Source organism: Nocardia harenae NBRC 108248 (assembly GCF_001612885.1).
In the GTDB taxonomy this organism is placed as follows: domain Bacteria; phylum Actinomycetota; class Actinomycetes; order Mycobacteriales; family Mycobacteriaceae; genus Nocardia; species Nocardia harenae.
The window spans coordinates 869,781-886,815 of record NZ_BDBH01000004.1 but is presented as its reverse complement, the minus strand read 5'-3'; the positions used below and the strand labels follow the sequence as shown (position 1 = coordinate 886,815).

17 protein-coding genes are annotated in these 17,035 nt (G+C 73.1%); 7 read left to right on the top strand and 10 right to left on the bottom strand.

The features are described from left to right. The first annotated feature begins 82 nt into the window (after nt 1-82). On the top strand, nt 83-391 hold the full coding sequence (locus NH2_RS10210; RefSeq protein ID WP_067651737.1) for a GNAT family N-acetyltransferase: 309 nt from the start codon (nt 83-85) through the stop codon (nt 389-391). A 48-nt stretch (nt 392-439) separates the two neighbouring features. On the opposite strand, the gene NH2_RS10205 is transcribed toward NH2_RS10210, so the two are convergent. Beyond that, nucleotides 440-1,660 (bottom strand): PucR family transcriptional regulator, encoded by a 1,221-nt coding sequence (locus NH2_RS10205; RefSeq protein WP_067651734.1) that lies wholly within the window; start codon nt 1,658-1,660, stop codon nt 440-442. A 350-nt stretch (nt 1,661-2,010) separates the two neighbouring features. On the opposite strand from NH2_RS10205, the gene NH2_RS10200 reads away from it, so the two are divergent. After that, a complete protein-coding gene (locus NH2_RS10200; protein WP_067651731.1) occupies nt 2,011-2,487 on the top strand; it encodes an HAD family hydrolase in 477 nt (158 codons plus the stop codon). 16 nt (nt 2,488-2,503) lie between these two features. Here the strand turns inward: NH2_RS10200 and NH2_RS10195 are convergent, their stop codons facing one another. Continuing rightward, on the bottom strand, nt 2,504-3,457 hold the full coding sequence (locus NH2_RS10195) for a sigma-70 family RNA polymerase sigma factor (protein WP_067651728.1): 954 nt from the start codon (nt 3,455-3,457) through the stop codon (nt 2,504-2,506). Nucleotides 3,458-3,521: 64 nt separating this feature from the next. Between NH2_RS10195 and NH2_RS10190 the strand changes: the two genes are divergently transcribed. Next, nucleotides 3,522-3,866: a DoxX family protein gene (locus tag NH2_RS10190; protein ID WP_067651726.1), complete on the top strand. Its 345-nt coding sequence runs from the start codon at nt 3,522-3,524 to the stop codon at nt 3,864-3,866. Between the two features lie 106 nt (nt 3,867-3,972). On the opposite strand, the gene NH2_RS10185 is transcribed toward NH2_RS10190, so the two are convergent. Then, nucleotides 3,973-5,559 (bottom strand): GMC family oxidoreductase, encoded by a 1,587-nt coding sequence (locus NH2_RS10185; RefSeq protein ID WP_067651723.1) that lies wholly within the window; start codon nt 5,557-5,559, stop codon nt 3,973-3,975. A 130-nt stretch (nt 5,560-5,689) separates the two neighbouring features. Then, on the bottom strand, nt 5,690-7,423 hold the full coding sequence (locus NH2_RS10180; protein ID WP_067651720.1) for a GMC oxidoreductase: 1,734 nt from the start codon (nt 7,421-7,423) through the stop codon (nt 5,690-5,692). 248 nt (nt 7,424-7,671) lie between these two features. Between NH2_RS10180 and NH2_RS10175 the strand changes: the two genes are divergently transcribed. Both NH2_RS10175 and NH2_RS10170 read left to right on the top strand, forming a co-directional pair. Further along, nucleotides 7,672-8,403, top strand: a complete 732-nt coding sequence (locus tag NH2_RS10175; protein WP_067651716.1) for a TetR/AcrR family transcriptional regulator — start codon at nt 7,672-7,674, stop codon at nt 8,401-8,403. A gap of 45 nt (nt 8,404-8,448) precedes the next feature. Then, nucleotides 8,449-8,982 (top strand): hypothetical protein, encoded by a 534-nt coding sequence (locus NH2_RS10170; protein WP_067651713.1) that lies wholly within the window; start codon nt 8,449-8,451, stop codon nt 8,980-8,982. On the opposite strand, the gene NH2_RS10165 is transcribed toward NH2_RS10170, so the two are convergent. The 4 genes from NH2_RS10165 to NH2_RS10150 form a co-directional block, all read right to left on the bottom strand. Beyond that, a complete protein-coding gene (locus NH2_RS10165) occupies nt 8,969-10,663 on the bottom strand; it encodes a molybdopterin-dependent oxidoreductase (protein ID WP_067651710.1) in 1,695 nt (564 codons plus the stop codon). The genes NH2_RS10170 and NH2_RS10165 overlap by 14 nt on opposite strands. Nucleotides 10,664-10,724: 61 nt before the next feature. Beyond that, complete coding sequence (locus tag NH2_RS10160; RefSeq protein WP_067651707.1) at nt 10,725-11,453, bottom strand: anti-sigma factor; 729 nt, start codon at nt 11,451-11,453, stop codon at nt 10,725-10,727. Next, complete coding sequence (gene sigK, locus NH2_RS10155; protein ID WP_067651703.1) at nt 11,446-12,111, bottom strand: ECF RNA polymerase sigma factor SigK; 666 nt, start codon at nt 12,109-12,111, stop codon at nt 11,446-11,448. The genes NH2_RS10160 and sigK overlap by 8 nt, the downstream gene beginning before the upstream one ends. Before the next feature lie 144 nt (nt 12,112-12,255). Further along, on the bottom strand, nt 12,256-13,401 hold the full coding sequence (locus NH2_RS10150) for an acyl-CoA dehydrogenase family protein (RefSeq protein WP_067651700.1): 1,146 nt from the start codon (nt 13,399-13,401) through the stop codon (nt 12,256-12,258). 107 nt (nt 13,402-13,508) lie between these two features. Here NH2_RS10150 and NH2_RS10145 point away from each other — a divergent pair, with 107 nt between their 5' ends. Further along, nucleotides 13,509-14,213 (top strand): TetR/AcrR family transcriptional regulator, encoded by a 705-nt coding sequence (locus NH2_RS10145; protein ID WP_067651697.1) that lies wholly within the window; start codon nt 13,509-13,511, stop codon nt 14,211-14,213. Between the two features lie 106 nt (nt 14,214-14,319). Beyond that, entirely contained in the window at nt 14,320-15,765 is a 1,446-nt protein-coding gene (locus NH2_RS10140; protein WP_218021680.1) for an SDR family oxidoreductase, read from the top strand. A gap of 50 nt (nt 15,766-15,815) precedes the next feature. Here NH2_RS10140 and NH2_RS10135 read toward each other — a convergent pair whose 3' ends face one another. Both NH2_RS10135 and NH2_RS10130 read right to left on the bottom strand, forming a co-directional pair. After that, entirely contained in the window at nt 15,816-16,310 is a 495-nt protein-coding gene (locus NH2_RS10135; RefSeq protein WP_067651692.1) for a DUF6764 family protein, read from the bottom strand. Between the two features lie 172 nt (nt 16,311-16,482). Then, on the bottom strand, nt 16,483-16,977 hold the full coding sequence (locus tag NH2_RS10130) for a MarR family winged helix-turn-helix transcriptional regulator (protein ID WP_067651689.1): 495 nt from the start codon (nt 16,975-16,977) through the stop codon (nt 16,483-16,485). Between the last annotated feature and the right edge of the window lie 58 nt (nt 16,978-17,035).

Here is a 17,035-nt window from a genome sequence, read left to right as displayed (position 1 = left end):
CGCGGGCGCGGCCATCTGGCTGCTGCCCGGGCGCGAGCTCGGCCTGCGCGAGCTGGCGGGCGCCGGATTCCTGGCCGCCCCGGTGCGGCTCGGGCTCGGCGCCTTCCGCCGCTTCGGCGCCTTCACCGCCGAGCTGGAGCGGGCCCAGCGCGCGGTGCTCGAGCAGCCCTTCCTGCACCTGTTCATCCTCGGCGTCGACCCGGACGAGCAGGGCAGGGGGCACGCGAGCGCGCTCATCGACCCGGTGCTCGCCGAGTCGGCCCACCCCGTCTACCTGGAGACGGTGAACGAGGCGAACGTGCCGTTCTACGAGCGGCACGGCTTCGACGTCGCCGGCACCCACCAGCCCGACGGGATGCCGCGCTTCTGGACCATGATCCGCAGGCCGTGAACGGCGACGGCCCCCGGCGGGCTGCCGGGGGCCGTCGCCGGGAGTGGGTCAGGAGGCGCGGTAGGTCCGCGCGACCAGGGCCGAGCGCAGGTACCACAGCCCGGACGGCTGCGACGGGTCGAAGCCGGTGAGCTGGCCGATCCGCTTGAGCCGGTAGTCCACCGTATTGGTGTGCACGTGCAGGACGCGTGCGGTGCGCTGCCGGTTCAGGTTGTTGGCGATGTGCCGCTGCAGCGTCTCCAGCAGCTCCGGGTGCTCGTCCAGCGGGTCGAGCAGCGAGCCGAGGTACTCCCGGCCCGGGCCGGGGCGGGTGAGCTGGTACTCCAGCGCCAGCTCGTCGAAGCGGTAGAGCCCGGCCACGGCCTGCAGCCGCTGCACCATGTCGAGCAGTTCGTGCGACTGGTCGGCGGCGTCCGGGATCTGCTCCGGGGTCGCCTCGACCACGGTCGCGGTGATGCCGACCTGCGCCGCCCGCGACAGCTGCTCCACCAGGGCGTCGAAGCCGTCGCGGTCGAAGCGGTCGGCCGGGATGAGCACGGTGCCGCCGTCCACGCTGAGCAGCGAGAGCGCCGTCTCCCCGCAGCGGGTGGCCAGCTCGGCCTGCACCCGGCGCAGCTTGCGCCGCGCCACCACCAGGCCGTCCAGGGTCGGGTTGGCCTCGTCCCGGTGCGGCGGGATGGCGACCGCGAGCACCGCGTAGGAGGTCGCGATGGCGATGCCGCACTCGCGGGCCATGGTGGAGGTGCTGTGCCCGCCGAGCAGCGCGGAGGTGAGCGTGTGCACCGCGGTGTGGTGCTCGCTCACCACCGAGCGCAGCTCGCGCACGTAGGCCATGGAAATGGTGGTGGTGATCATGTCGAGCATCTCGACCACGGTCTTGGCGCCGTCGACCAGGTTGTCGTAATCCTTGGTGCTGGCCTGCGAGACCACCAGGTCCAGCCCCATCTTGAAGCCCTCGTGGATGGAGTGGTGGATGGTGTCGATGGGCACGCCCTCGCGCGCCCACCCCGCGGCCGCGTCCTGCAGCCGCTGCAGCTTCTCCGGAATGTCCTTGCCGTCGAGCATGCTCACCGCGAACTCGAGGCAGACTCGGGTGATCGTGGTGACATCGCCGGAGATGGCGTCGCCGGGTAGGGTTCCGCAGGGCACCACGTTCGCGACGAAGTGCCCCACCATCTGACGGGACAGCGACCGTACATCCTGCAGGGACGACGACATCGGCTTGCCCGACAGGGTCAGCCCCGCTCGGGTCGAACTGTCGACGGACATAGGCGACTCCTTCTGCCCCCGGTTTTACTAGCTGTGCAGGTTGATCACAGTAATCGGAGCACGCTGTCCGGGGAACGAATCCCGTGCTTCTGTGAATCCCAGCGTCATCGCTTGAAATATCGCTGTGACCGATCACAGCGGGTCCGCAAAGAGTAGCCGAAACAGGGTGTGGGTCGTATCACGTCCGGTTCGGTCGGCACCGAACGACCGAACGCCGTGATCGCGGATTGTAGAGTTCGTCCCGGCTCGTCAGCACCGGAAACCGGGGGCTTGCCCGGTTCGAGTCGCGACGAGGAAGGTGAGGGCGCGATCGCGTGATCCGCGCGGCGACGAGCGATGGGAGCGGGCGGATGAGACCGGCTCTGCACTGCCTGGTGTGGGAACCGGACCACACGCTGTGGAACGGCGCCGTCAGCGATGGCTCCGGCGGCGCCCTGCGCCCCGCCGCGCTGCGCACCCTGCGGCTGCTCCACGACCGCGGTGTGCTGCACGCCGTCGCGGGTCGCGGCCACCGCGAACGCACCGTGGCGGCGCTCGCCGGGCACGGCGTGCTCGAGTACTTCTCCGCCGTGGAGGTGGGGTGGGGGCGCAAGTCGGGTGCGGTGCTGCGGATCGCCCGCACACTCGGCGTCGGGCTGGACGTGATCGGCTTCGTCGACCCCGAGCCGGTGGAGCGCGCCGAGGTGGCGGGGCGGCTGCCGCTGGTTCGTTGCTACGCCGCGCGTAACACCGACGTATTGCCCGCACTCGCCGATTTCCGGCCCGTGCTGCGGAGCAATCCGTACCCCACCCCGCCGCTCGGCTTCGCCCGCGTCCCGGCGCGCTGAGCGCGCGCCGCGGCACTCAGCACCCGAATTGCCTGGCTGTCGTCGCGCGGTGCTCGCACGGTCCTTCCGCCGGTTCCGCTCGCCCCGGCGACCGGTCGGCCGAGTTCGGTTCCGCGCTCGGCCGCTCCGGCGAGCCGGGCAGTGCGAGCGGGAGACGCGCCAGGCGCCGCGGGTCGGCGATCACCTCGTACGCCGCGATCCGGTCGTCGCGCACGCGGAGCCTCAGCGCCGCGCGCGCCACCCCGCCGGGTGCCACGACGAGACCCGCGGCGCCGTCGATCAGGAGCACCGCAGCGTAGCGGGCGCGGGCGCGCAGCAGCACGGTCTCCCGGACGACCGCGCTCGCGCCGCGCAGCACCGGCGCCGCGCCCGCGGGCAGCGCCGCCGGGTCGGCGGTGCGCACCACGTCGGGCGCGAGGACGGCGAGCAGGCCCCCGATGTCCCCGCTCCGCGCCGCCGCCAGGAACCGCTCCGCCACCGCCCGATCCCCGCCATCGGGCGCCCCCGCCCCGCGCACCTTCCCCCTGGCCCGGCTCGCCAGCTTCTTGGCGGTGGCAGGCGTCCGCCGCACCATGGGCGCGATCTCGGCGAACGGCACCGCGAACAGGTCGTGCAGTACGAAGGCCACCCGCTCCTCCGGCCCCAGCCGGTCCAGCAGCACCAGCAGTGCCCGCCCCACCTCCTCGACCAGCACCGTCTCCGCCACCGGATCCACCCCGCCCGCCACCTCGGGGGTGAACGTGCCGAGCTGCTCCGGCCGCCGCGCCCTGGCCCGCAGCTGGTCCAGGCAGAGGCGGGTGGTGACGGTGGTGAGCCAGGCCGCCGGATTGTCCGGCGCGGCGGCACCGCGCAGCCGTAGCCACGCCTCCTGCACGACGTCCTCGGCATCGGCCGCGGAGCCGAGCATCCGGAAGCCGAGCGCCAGCAGCCGGGGCCGTTCGGCCAGGAAGAGAGCCTCCGCAGTGTGCACCGGTCACCTTTCGTCGCGGTCGGGCGTCACGAATACGACGCCGCCGATGCCCCGAAGGAGACCCGTGTCCACCGCCCGTATCGTCACCACCCTGCTCGCCGCCGCCCTCGCCGCGCTCGCCGCCCTCATCGATGTCGTCCGCGCCGACTGGGTGCGCGGGAACATGCGCCGCTACGGCGTCCCGGATCGGGCCCTGCCCTGGCTCGGCGGGGTGAAGGCGCTCGGCGCCGCCGGGCTGCTCGCGGGGTTCGCGATCCCCGCCGTCGGCGCCGCCGCCGCGCTCGGCCTGGTCCTCTACTTCCTCGGCGCCACTGCCACCGTGCTCCTGGCCCGCGCCTACCGCGATATCGGCTACCCGCTGCCCTACCTCGCGGCGGCGGTCGCCGCCCTGGTCACCGCGGTGCCGTGAGCGCACCCACCCAGTCCCACACCGCCCGCGCCGCGCCACCAGGAAGAGCGGAATCCACCGGTCGGAGCAAGGAACCGCCGATCCACGGCCTGCCCGGCATCGCGGTTCAGGCGCTCTGCAGGAAGGTCGCCGCCTGCTCGCCGATGAACACGGCGGGTGCGTGCGTGTGCCCGCGCACCAGCAGCGGCATCACCGAGGCGTCGGCCACCCGCAGCCCCTGCACCCCGCGCACCTCCAGCCGCGGGGTGACGACGCTGGCCGCGTCGGTGCCCATCCGGCAGGTGCCGACCGGGTGGTAGAGCGTGTGCGAGTACTGCTCGAGGGTCAGCTCCATCGCTGCCGCCAGGTCCTCGGGCGCCTCGGGCGGGTAGATGAGGTCGCCGAGCACCGCCTTCATGGCCGGGGTCTGCGCGATCTCGGCGCAGGCGCGCAGCCCGGCCAGCACGGCGGCGCGGTCGGCGCCGTCGCTGTCGGTCAGGTAGCGGGGGTCGATGAGCGGCTTGGCCAGCGGGTCGGCGGAGGCCAGGGTGACGGCGCCGCGGCTGAACGGGCGCAGCAGCACCGTCGCCAGCACCACGCCGTGCTCCTCGGGTTCGCGCAGCCCTTCGTGGAAGAAGGGCGCGGGGGCGAAGATCAGCTCCAGATCCGGCTGCTCCAGATCGCCGCGGCTGCGCACGAAGCCGTACGCCTCGCCGACGTTGGAGGTGAGCATGCCACGGTGCCGCAGCAGGTAGGCGAGCAGCTCACGCGGCTTCTCGGCGGCGAAGAGCGAATCCCCGCGCACCCCGTAGCCGAGCGCGGCCACCAGATGGTCCTGCAGCCCCGCGCCGACCTCCGGCGCGTGCCGGACCACCGGAATGCCGTGCGCCGCGAGCTGATCGGCGTCGCCGATCCCGGAGAGCAGGAGCAACTGCGGGCTGTTGATCGCGCCGCCGCTGAGCACCACCTCGCGCCGCGCCCGCACCACCTTCGTCGCGCCCTTCTGCCGGTACTCGACGCCGACCGCGCGGGTGCCGTCGAAGAGCACCCGCGTGGCCTGTGCCTCGGTGCGCACCCGCAGGTTGGGTCGGCGCAGCGCCGGGCGCAGGTACCCGTCGGCGGTGCTCCAGCGGCGGCCGGCGCGCTGGGTCACCATGGTCTGCGAGAAGCCCTCCGGCTCCGGCCGGTTCGCCGGCTCTACCGGGTACCCGGCCTCCCGCACCCCGGCCAGGTACGCGGCGGTGAGCCCGCGCGGGCTGCGCTGGCGCTGGATGTGCAGCGGGCCGGTGGTGCCCTCGTCCGGGAACTCGGCGCCCTCGACGGTCTCGATCCGGCGGAACTGCTCGACCGCGGCCTGGAACCCCCACTCACTGCCCGCGAGCAGCGCCCACTCGTCGTAGTCGGCGCGGAACCCGCGCACCCACATCATGGCGTTCATGGACGAGGAGCCGCCCAGCATCTTGCCGCGCGGCCAGTAGATCTGCCGATCGCCGAGCTGCGGCTGCGGCTCGGTCAGGTAGTCCCAGTCCACCTCGCTGCGGAAGAGCTTGGCGAACGCGGCCGGGATGTGCGCGAACCGGTTCTTGTCCGCGGGCCCGGCCTCCAGCAGCACCACCTGGGTGCTCGCGTCTGCGCTGAGCCGATTCGCCAGCACCGCCCCCGCCGAGCCCGCCCCGACGATCACGTAGTCGGCGTCGATTTCATCCGTTGACACAGTTGCAGCTCCGATCGGCGCCGGTGTGGGGATATCCGTCAATCTACGAGGAATCCGCGGGCCGGACCCGCGAAACGCGCGTTCGAGGCGAACCGAGCTGTCCGGGAGCCGATCAGGGTGCGGCGTGCGGTCAGCTCACCGCGGGCGTGCTCGGCTGCCCGGCGGTGATGCGCACGATGGGCAGCACCAGTGCGGCGGGGGAGTGCGCGGGGACAACGGGGTGCTCCGGCGCGACCGGCGCGACCTGGCGGTACTTCTCGCTCTGCGGCGGCCGCGGGTCCGCCTCGCCGTTGTTCGGCCAGTAGGCGGCGGCCCGCTCGGCCTGCGCGGTGATGGTGAGCGAGGGGTTCACGCCGAGGTTGGCGGAGACGGCGGCGCCGTCGACCACGCTCAGCGTGGGGTAGCCGAAGACCCGGTGGTAGGCGTCGATCACCCCGTGCTCGCGGTCCGCGCCGATCGGCGCGCCGCCGAGGAAGTGCGCGGTGAGCGGGATATTGAAGACCTCGCCCCAGGTGCCGCCCGCCACACCGCCGATCTTCTCCGCGACCCGCCGGGTGACGTCGTTGCCCGCCGGAATCCAGGTCGGGTTCGGCTCGCCGTGCCCCTGCCTGCTGGTGAGCTTGCGGCCGAAGAGCCCGCGCGTGGTGTAGGTGGTGATGGAGTTGTCCAGGTGCTGCATGACCAGCGAGATGATGGTGCGCTCGCTCCAGTTCCGCACGCTCAGGAAGCCGAGCAGGGTGAGCGGGTGCAGCAGCGCGACGCCGAGGAAGCGCAGCCAGCGCGGCACCCGGCCGCCGCCGTCCACCATGAGCGTCTGCAGCAGCCCCATGGAGTTCGAGCCGCGGCCGTAGCGCACCGGCTCGATGTGCGTGTCCGGGGTCGGGTGGATGGAGGAGGTGATGGCGACGCCGCGGGTGAGGTCCAGGTTCGGGTCCACCTTGCGGGTGGCCGCCCCGACGATGGACTCGGAGTTGGTGCGGGTCAGCTCGCCGACGCGCGGGGAGAGCTCGGGCAGCGCGCCGGTGTCGCGCATGGCGTGCAGCAGCCGCTGGGTGCCGAGCGTGCCCGCGGCCAGCACCACCTGCTTGGCGGAGTAGGTGTGCGGCCGCTTGCGCAGCCAGGCGCCGGTGCGCTCGGTGGTGACGTCCCAGGTGCCGTCGGTGTGCGGGCGCAGCCCGGTCACCGTGGTCAGCGGGATCACCTCGGCCCCGGCCTTTTCCGCGAGGTACAGATAGTTCTTGACGAGGGTGTTCTTCGCGCCGTGCTTGCAGCCCACCATGCAGTCGCCGCACTCCAGGCAGCCGGTGCGCGCCGGGCCCGCGCCGCCGAAGTACGGGTCGGGCACCGTCGCGCCGGGTTCGCCGAAGAACACGCCGACGGGGGTCTGCACGAAGGTGTCGCCGACGCCCATGTCATCGGCGACCTGCTTGAAGATCTCGTCCGCCGGGGTCATGTGCGGGTTCTGCACCACGCCCAGCATCCGCTTGGCCCGCTCGTAGTACGGGGTCAGTTCGTCGCGCCAGTCGGTGATCTCGCGCCACTGCGGGTCCTGGAAGAACGGCTCCGGCGGCACGTAGAGGGTATTGGCGTAGTTGAGCGAGCCGCCGCCGACGCCCGCGCCGCCGAGGATGAGCACATTGCGCAGCGGGTGGATGCGCTGGATGCCGTAGCAGCCCAGCTTCGGCGCCCACAGGAATTTGCGCAGGTCCCAGCTGGTCTTCGGCAGCTCGTCGTCCTCGAAGCGCCTGCCCGCCTCCAGCACCGCGACCTTGTACCCCTTCTCGACCAGCCGGAGCGCGGTCACGCTGCCGCCGAACCCCGAACCGACGATGAGCACGTCGTAGTCGGTCGTCCGCTGGTCCATGAGCTGCTCCTCGATCCGGGCGAGTAGTGACGGGGGCAACACTACTCTCCGGTAGCTTCTACGCGAAACTCTCGGTTACACCTTCCGCCCGGAACCGCGCGTCACCGGGCCACCGGCGGCGGCTCGGGGGTCGAGCGCGCGATGCCTCCCGGTCGACGGTCTCGGTGCGGCATCGGACGGAGGGCACGGGGATCCGAGTGCGGTGCTCACCGGAGTTGACACTGCTCTCTCCCCGCGGCCAAGCTGGCATGATGGCCACACCCCGCGACCGCGCCAGGGCGCAGACCATGACCGACATCCTGGAGATCTCGCGCAGGCACCTGGCCGCGGAGGGCGCCGCCGCGCTCTCGCTGCGCGCCGTAGCCCGCGACCTCGGCGTGGTCTCCTCCGCCGTCTACCGGTACGTGCGCAGCCGCGACGAGCTGCTCACCATGCTGCTCGTCGACGGCTACACCGCGCTCGGCGACGCCGTCGACGCCGCGCTCGCCGCCGAGCCCGGCGGCCCGGTGCCCGCGCTGCGCGTGCTCGGCCGCACCCTGCGCGGCTGGGCGCTCGCCGAACCCGCGCGCTACGGCCTGCTCTTCGGCACCCCGGTGCCCGGCTACCACGCGCCCGCCGAGCAGACCGTGCAGTCCGGCACCCGGCTCATCGTCGCCATGATGCGGCTGCTCGCCGCGGCGCACGCGGCGGGCGCGCTCACCGAACCCGCCGGGGTGCCCGCCGCCTCGCCCGCGCTGCACGCCGACTTCGCGGCCATCCGCGCCGAGTTCGGGCTGCCGCTGCCGGACTGGCTCGTCGCCCGCGGCACCGCGCTGTACGCCGGGCTGATCGGCGCGGTGAGCGCCGACGTCTTCGACATGTACGGGGCGCAGACCTTCGCCGACCGCGCGGAGCTCTTCGAATTCCAGTTGGATGGTCTGCTCGGGATGGTCGGCGCGCACCCGGTTCGCCGCGCCGCCCCCGCGCCGTCCGCAGAATAGCTACTATTCCGCTATCGAGCGGGTGTGCCGGGAAAGGCGGGATTCATGGTCACGATGGCTCAGTTGCGGGCGGTGCTCGCCGTCCTGAACGTGCAGCCCGACGAGCCGGGGGTGCTGCGCCCGGTGGATCCGGATCACGGTGTGGAGCAGGCGAAACTGGCCGGTCTGGTACACCGGGTACTCGGCGACGAGGTGCGCCGGGTGATCGGCACCGCCGCCGACCCCGAGCAGCGGGAACGCCGCTGGAGCGCCGCCGCGGCCGAGCTCCCGCCCGCCGCCGAGGTGACCGTTGAGCGCGCCCGGTTCGACGCGCGTCAGCTCAGCAACCGCATCGAGGTGCTCGCCGCCCACCCCGCCGCCGAGCCCGTCCCGGTCCTGCTCGACGCCGCCGCGCGGGCCGCCGACGCCGCGTCCGTGCTGGTGCAGCTGAGCAGGCACCCGCTCGGCGCCGCGACCGAGATGCTCTGGCGCGCCGCGCTGGACGACCTCGCCTCCGCCTACCACCTGATCAACGACGAGCACGAGGAGCTCGCCGCCACCGCCACCCGGCCGCTCGGGGGCGCGCTCACCGCACCGTGACCACCCGGCTGTGCCAGCCGGTGGAGCCGTCCGGGAAGGGGCGGGCGCGGGCGTCGGTCTGGGTGGCGCCGGTGCGGTCGGTGGCGCGCACCCGCAGGGTGTGCGCGCCGGGCGCGGCGTCCCACTCCCAGCGCCACTGCCGCCAGGTGTCGACGGAGTACTCGGCCGCCAGCTCGGCCCGCTGCCACGGCCCGCTGTCCACCTGCACCTCGACCCGGTCGATGCCGTGCTGCTGCGCCCAGGCGACGCCGCCGACCGTCACCCGCCCCGCGTCGACGGTGGCGAAGGAGGCCGGGACATCGATCCGGGACGAGGTCTTGATCGGGGCCTCGGCGGCCCAGCCGCGGTCGGTCCAGTAGGCCGTGGCGCGGTCGAAGCGGGTGAGCTCCAGGTCGACCACCCACTTGGTGGCGGAGACGTAGCCGTACAGCCCCGGCACCACCATGCGCGCGGGGTAGCCGTGCGCCACCGGCAGCGGCTCGCCGTTCATGCCGACGGCGAGCAGGGCGTCGCGGCCGTCGGTGAGCGCGGCCAGCGGGGTACTGGCGGTGAAGCCGTCGACGCTGGTGGAGAGCACCATGTCGGCCTCACCGCGCGGGCCCGCCTCGGCGAGCAGGTCGGCGAGGCGGTAGCCGGTCCAGGTCGCGGTGCCGAGCAGGTCGCCGCCGACCTCATTGGAGACGCAGGTGAGGGTGAAGGTGGATTCGGCGGCGGCGCGCTCGCGCAGGTCGTCGATGGTGTACTCGACCTCGCGGTCGACCATGCCGTGGATGCGCAGCCGCCAGTCCGCCGAGGTGAGCGCCGGGAGTTGCAGCGCGGTGTCCACGCGGTAGAAGTCGCCGTTCGACGTGGTGAACGGGGAGATGCCCGGGACCGGGAGGGTGACGTCGGGCGCGATCGGCGGTGCCGGGCGGGCGGGCCGGGGGAGGACGAACCCCGCCCGGTCCGCGGCCACATCGCGCAGTGCGCGCCCGATGTACTGCCCGGCGGCATAGGTCGCGACGGCCAGGGCTCCGACCCCCGCGGCGATCCCCAGAAACCCGCGCCGCGAATGCTTCCCGGCGGGTGCGGGATCGCCCGGCGCCCGCCCGGAGCCGATCGGTACCGGCTGCGTGGCGTCGGTTTCGCCGCCCGCCTCCGTGGCGGCGTCCGTGCCGTCCGCCCGGGTCCGGGTGGCGTTGCCCCTCGCGGTAGCGCCACTGCCGCCCGCCGACGCCGCACTGTGCGCGCTCCCACCGCCCGCCGCGCGCAGCAGAAGGCGAAGGGCGAGCACTCCCGCCAGCACCCCGAGTACCGCGGGCAGCGCGAAAAGCGCTGTCGCGCCGGGCCTTTGCAGGGCGGCCCCGACCACGACCAGCCCGAGCGCAACGAGCAGCCCGCACCCCGCGTACCGGAACCTCCGCTCCAGGAGCCCGGCCACGGTGGCGAGCACGACCATAACCACCGCCATGCTCGCGAAGAGCACCAGCTTGTCACTGCTCCCGAACTCGCGGATCGCGAAATCCTTCAACGCCCGCGGCGTCCGATCCACCATCGCGGCCCCGGTGGCGAGGAACGGCGAGGCCGCCGGCTCGACCACCGCCGCCACCAGGTGCCCGACCCCGAGCACCGATGCCGCGGCGAGCACTCCGGAGAGCGCGGCCGCGGCCCGGCCTGGGGTGTGCTGCTCGGTCGCGGTCATCGCGCCCTCCAGATCGTCTCGAATGCCGGAGGAGTTCGTTCCCGCGCCGTGCGCGGACGGGTCAGTCCATGACCATGGCCGCGATCGGGCTCCCGCTCGGCGCCTGCGAGCCACCCGCGGGCTCCACCGTGACGGCGATGGTGTCCGCGGCCGAGTACCGGGCGATGACCTCGCCGGAGCCCGGCACCACCGCGTCCGGCAGCGGCTCGCCGCCGGGGTGGATGATCCAGAGCTGGTAGTCGCGGTCGGCGGGCAGCTCGGGCATGGCGGCGAAGGAGATCGCCGCCGCCCCGAGCGAGCTGGACGAGTTGACCGTGAGGGAGCCACCGCTCGGCACCGCCACCGTGGCGGCGCGCGCGTCCGGCTGCTCCAGCACCGCGGCCGCGGTGATCCCGGTGTCCGGCGCCCCGGAATCCCGGCCCGCCAGCACCGCGCCGCCGACCACCGCGGCCACCAGCACCGCGGCCGCCGTGGCCAGCCACCCCAGCTGCTTCCCGGAGAACCGCCGCGCGCTGCGGAGTTCGCGCACACCGTCGGCCTGCAGCCGGTCGAGCGCGGCCAGCAGCCGCCCCTCCAGCTCCGGCGGCGGCGCGACGGCGTCGACCGCGGAGAGCTCGGCGAGCACGTCGTGGGTGCGGCCGACCGCGTCGGTGAACTCGGCGGCGAGCGCCGCGTCGGCGCGGGCGACCCGCTCCTCGATCGCGGTGCGCTCGCGCGCGTCGACGGCGTCGATGGCGTAGAGGGGGGCGAGGTCGAGCAGGTCGGCCTCGTCGTGGTCGGTGTCAGGCATCGCTGGTCTTTCCGGTCAAGCAGTTCTCCAGCCGTTTCAACCCGTCCCGGATCCGGCTCTTGAGCGTGGGCAGCGGGACCGCGAGGTGGTCGGCGACCTCGCGGTAGGTGCGGCCGGTGTAGTACGCCAGCCCGACCGCCTCGCGCTGGGTGGCGGTGAGCGTCCCCAGGCAGCGCAGCACCGCCTGCTCGTCGAGCTTCTGCCCGACCTCCTCGGCCACGGTGTCGTGCGCGCGGCCCAGGTGGGCGTGGCCGTAGACCGAGTCCCGGCTGGCGGCGTTCTGCTCGGTGCGCACCCGGTCCACCGCCCGGCGGTGGGTGAGCATCATGAGCCAGCCGATCGGGCTCGCCTTGCTCTCGTCGTAGCGCGCCGCCATCGACCAGGCCTGCAGGTAAACCTCCTGGGTGACCTCTTCGGCGGCGGCGTGGCTGCGCAGCACCCGCACGGCGAGCCCGAACACCCGGTGGCTGGTGTGCCGGTAGAAGTCGGTGAAGGCATCCCGGTCACCGGCCGCGACGGCGGCGAGCAGGGCGATGAGCTGCCGGTTCTGCGCGACGGTCGCCGCGCGGCCCTCCTGGTCGGCGGGGCACGCCGGATCCTGGTCCCCGGTGGCGGCGCTGTGCAGCCGAATCGGCGCGAACGCCGGTTCATTGGTCATGGTCGTGTCCCTGTCCGCATGACTGGCGTTCGACATGCCTCGGTGCTCGGATGGGTTGCGGCCTGAAATGTACTCGCCCGCCGCGGGCGGGGATACCGAACCGGGCGATCTTCGCGCCGGACCGCCCGCTCCTGAACTGCGATGTCAGAGCGATCGCGCGATGATCTCCTTCATGATCTCGTTGGTGCCCGCGTAGATCATCTGCACCCGGCTGTCGGCCCACATGCGGGAGATCGGGTACTCGGTCATGTAGCCGTAGCCGCCGAAGAGCTGCAGGCACTCACTGGCCACCGCGAGCGCGCGCTCGGTGGTCCACCATTTGGCCATGGCCACGGTCGGGATGTCCAGCTCGCCCGCGATGTGCCTGGCCACACAGTCGTCGGTGAAGACCCGGGCCACCCGCGCCTCGGTCGCCACCTCGGCCAGCTTGAACTTGGTGTTCTGGAAGCCGAAGACCGGCCGCCCGAACGCCTCGCGCTCCTTGACGTAGCGCAGCGTGTGCTCCAGCGCCGTCTCCATGCCCGCCACCGCGCCGACCGCGATGATCAGCCGCTCCTGCGGCAGCTGCTGCATGAGCTGCACGAAGCCCTGGCCCTCGGCCGCGCCGAGCAGGTTCGCGACCGGCACCCGGACGTCGTCGAAGAACAGCTCCGAGGTGTCCTGGCCCTTCTGCCCGATCTTGTCCAGCACCCGCCCGCGCCGGAACCCGGCCCGGTCCGCCTCCACCAGCACCAGGCTGATGCCTGCCGCGCCCTGGCTGACGTCGGTCTTGGCGACCACGATGATCAGGTCGGCCTGCGAGCCGTTGGTGATGAAGGTCTTGGAGCCGTTGATGACGTAGTCGTCGCCGTCGCGCAGCGCCTTGGTCTTGACGTTCTGCAGGTCCGAGCCGGTGCCCGGCTCGGTCATGGCGATGGCGCCGACCACCTCGCCGCTGGCCATCCGGGGCAGCCAGTGCTTCTTCTGCTCCTCGGTGCCGTAGTGCAGCAGGTAGTGCGCCACGATGCCGTTGTGCAGGCTGGCGCCCCACGCGGTGTCGACGACCCGGGCCTGCTCCTCGATCATCACGGCCTCGTGCGCGAAGGTGCCGCCCCCGCCGCCGTACTCCTCCGGGATGGAGAGGCACAGCAGCCCCAGCTCACCGGCCTTGTTCCAGAGCTCGCGGTCGACGTGGTGCTGCGCGAGGTACTTGTCGATGTTCGGCGCGACCTCCCTGTCGTAGAACGCGCGCGCCAGCGAGCGCAGCGCGTCCAGGTCGTCGTCCATCCACACGGACCGGTAGGCGGCCATCGGGTTCCTTTCGTTCTTCTGTAACTGTGAATAACGGGTACAGTGTGTCCCAGCATCACTGTAATGCCCGTCACTGCATGCCGTCGAGTGCGCTAGCCTTTCCCGGCATGACCAGAGGACGCGCCGACACCACCGGCACCCGCCGGGCCGCAGCGCCCTCCCCGGTGCGCGCCGAACGCCGCCGCGCGCTCGTCGACGCCGCCATCGCCGCCATCAGCGAGCACGGCCCCGATGCGCTGACCGGCCAGATCGCCGACCGCGCCGGGCTGGCCAGGACGCACTTCTACCGGCACTTCGCCAGCAAGGAGGAGCTCGACCTCGCCGTCGCGCGGCGCGCGCACGAGGAGCTCACCGAGCGCATCCGCTCCGCGCTCGCCATCGACGGCACCCCGCTCGACGTCATCCGCGCGCCGATCGCCGAGCACGTCGCCTGGGCGGGCGAGCACCCGAACCTGTACCGATTCCTGCTGCGCCGCAACTACTCCCGCGGCGCCGAGGAGGAGTCCAGGATCGGCGGCAGCGCCTTCGCCTCGGAGATCTCCGAGGCGGCGGGGCGCTACATCCCGCGCTTCAACGCCGACCACGCCGCCGCCGACCGGCTGGTGGTCGCGCTGCTCGGGCTGATCGACGCCTCGGTGCGCTGGTGGCTCGCGCACGGCGGCACCACCGAGGCCGATCTGGTCGAGCTGCTCACCGCGGAGTCCTGGCTGCTGCTCGATCGCCGGCTCCGCGCGCTCGGCATCGAGCTCGACCCCGACGGCCCGCTCCCGCGCCCTGACCAGGGCCGGGATCACAGCGCGGCGGGGGCGTAACCGCAGGTGCGGCGGGTAGCCAAGGCAGCAGGGGCGCGGTGCCCCGGTCCGCGGCGACTGCGCAACCGGACCCTCGAGCGGAAGGTGAACGCGCGTGCGGTGTGTGGTGTTCGGAGCGACCGGGTACATCGGCGGCAGGCTGGTGCCGGAATTGCTGAAGGCGGGGCACACGGTCCGGGTGCTGGCCCGCACCCCCGGCAAGCTGGCCGACGCGCCCTGGCACGACCAGGTCGAAGTGGTGCAGGGCGATGTCACCAGCGCTGACGACGTCGCGCGGGCGCTCGACGGCCAGGAGGTGCTCTACTACCTGATCCACTCGCTGACCCGCGCCGATTTCGACACCGTCGACCGCAAGGCCGCCGAGCTCGTGGTCCGCGCCGCCGACGAGCAGGGGCTGTCCCGCATCGTCTACCTGGGCGGCATCACCCCGGCCGGGCAGGATCTCTCCCGGCACCTGGCCTCGCGCGCCGAGGTCGGCCGGATCCTGCTGGACGGCCCGGTGCCCGCCCTGGTGCTGCAGGCGGCGGTGATCCTCGGCTCCGGCTCGGCCAGCTTCGAGATGCTGCGCTACCTCACCGAGCGGCTGCCCGCCATGGTGACTCCGCGCTGGGTGCGCAACCGCATTCAGCCGATCGCGGTCCGCGACGTGCTCTACTACCTGACCAGCGGCGCGGAGGTGGCGCCCGAGGTGCGCGGCGCCTTCGACATCGGCGGCCCGGACGTGCTCAGCTACCTGGAGATGATGCGCCGCTACGCCCGGGTGGCCGAGCTACCGCGCCGGGTGATCGTCCCTGTTCCGGTCCTCACCCCGTGGCTCTCCGCGCAGTGGGTGAACCTGGTGACCCCGGTCCCGCGCGCCATCGCGGTGCCGCTGATGGAGTCGCTGATCAACGACGTGGTCTGCCGCGACCACGCCATCGCCGAGCACATCCCCGACCCCGCCGAGGGGCTCATCGGCTACGACCGCGCGGTCGAGCTCGCGCTCGCCAAGATCCGCGACCTCGACGTCCCCACCCGCTGGTCGGACGCCGACGCGGGCGCCGCCCCGTCGGACCCGCTGCCCACCGACCCGGAGTGGTCCGGCGGCTCGCTCTACCGCGACGAGCGCTCGCTGGCCACCGCGGCCGACCCGCAGACCGTCTGGGCGGTGGTGGAGGCGATCGGCGGGGAGAACGGCTGGTACTCGTTCCCGCTGGCCTGGTCGGTGCGCGGCTGGATGGACCGGGTGGTCGGCGGCGTCGGGTTGCGCCGCGGCCGCCGCGATCCGCACCGGCTGCGCGAGGGCGAGGCGCTGGACTGGTGGCGGGTCGAGTACCTGGAGCGCCCGCACCTGCTCCGGCTGCGCGCCGAGATGCGGGTGCCGGGCCGGGCCTGGCTGGAGCTGCGGGTGGAGCCGGACGGCAGCGGCGCGGTCTACCACCAGCGCGCGCTCTTCGAGCCGCGCGGCCTGGCCGGGCACCTGTACTGGAAGGCCATCGCGCCCTTCCATGCGGTGATCTTCGGCGGCATGGCCCGCAATATCACCGGCGCCGCCGAGGCCACCGCCCCCTGACGAGCGAAGGCGGGTGCCCACGTGGGCACCCGCCTTCCGCCGTCCGCGCGCTACTGCGTGGAGAGACAACCCTGGAAGGTCTGGAAATCGCCGGCGAAGGCGAGTCCGCCGGAGCAGGTCGGCCGATTCACCCCGTCCACCACGACGGTGGCGCCGGGCCCGGCGATCCCGATCGAGAGCCCCGGCCGCACGCCGAGGGTGATGACGCTCGCGCCGGGGCCGACCGCGACGGCCGCCGGGGCCGACAGGTAGCCCGACTCCGACGTGGCGGCGCCGCCGTTCTGCGCGATGGCCAGCGAGAGCCCGGCCGCGTTGGCATCGGCGTCCGCCGTGCCGTCGGTGCCGATGGCGAGCGCCGCCGAGCCGCCGACACTCTCCGAGGCGCACGAGGCGTCGCCGACGGTGACGGCGGCGACCTGGCCGCCGGTCGCCGGGCAGGTCGCCGTGTCGGCATTCGCCGCGGGCGCCGCGAGCAGGGCGCAGGCGGCAGCCGCGCCGGCGCCGGCGAGCACGGCCGCGGTGCGGCGCATGGCAGTGGTGGTCATGATCGTTCCTCCTGGGTCGTTCGGAACAGGTGACTCAGTAATGACGCGAAATCGACGCGTCAAACGACCCGATTTTCGCCCGGTGCGGGGCGGCCACCAGGGAAAACGAAGGAATTCGACAGGCTGGGGGCGGCGGATGGGTTTCGGCCCCCGGCGCGGCCGACGGCGTGAATCAGCGCCGGGTGAGCTCGTCGAAGTGCGTCCGCATGGAATCGATCAGGGTGCTGAACACCCGGTGCGCGGCGGCCAGGTCCTCGTCCGGCAGCGCGGCCATGGCCGCGCGTGTCCTGGTGCCGAGCGGGGTGAAGAAGCCGCGCGCGACGTCCATGCCGTGGTCGGCGTAGCGCAGCAGCACCTTGCGCCGGTCGGCGGCGTCGGTGTCGCGGCGGATGTGCCCGGACTCGATCATCCGCTCCACCAGGTAGGTGACCGCGGCCGTGGAGATGCCGAGCAGTGTGGCCAGCCGCCCCGCGGTGACCGGATTGCCCTCGATATCGGCGGTCGCGATGTGCATGAGCGCGCGGAAATCGGTCGGCCGCAGCTCGTTGGCGCGGGCGAAGACATGCCCGAGCTGCTCCGAGACCGCGGTGAGCGCCCGCAGATCGGCGGAGATCTCGGACTCCAACAGCTCGCGCTCGCTTCCCTGCGGCACGCGCTCCTCGGTCATCCCCGCGATCCTTTCCAACCACCCGGAAAGGGCCAGCCTAGCCGAGCGGTGCGGGGCC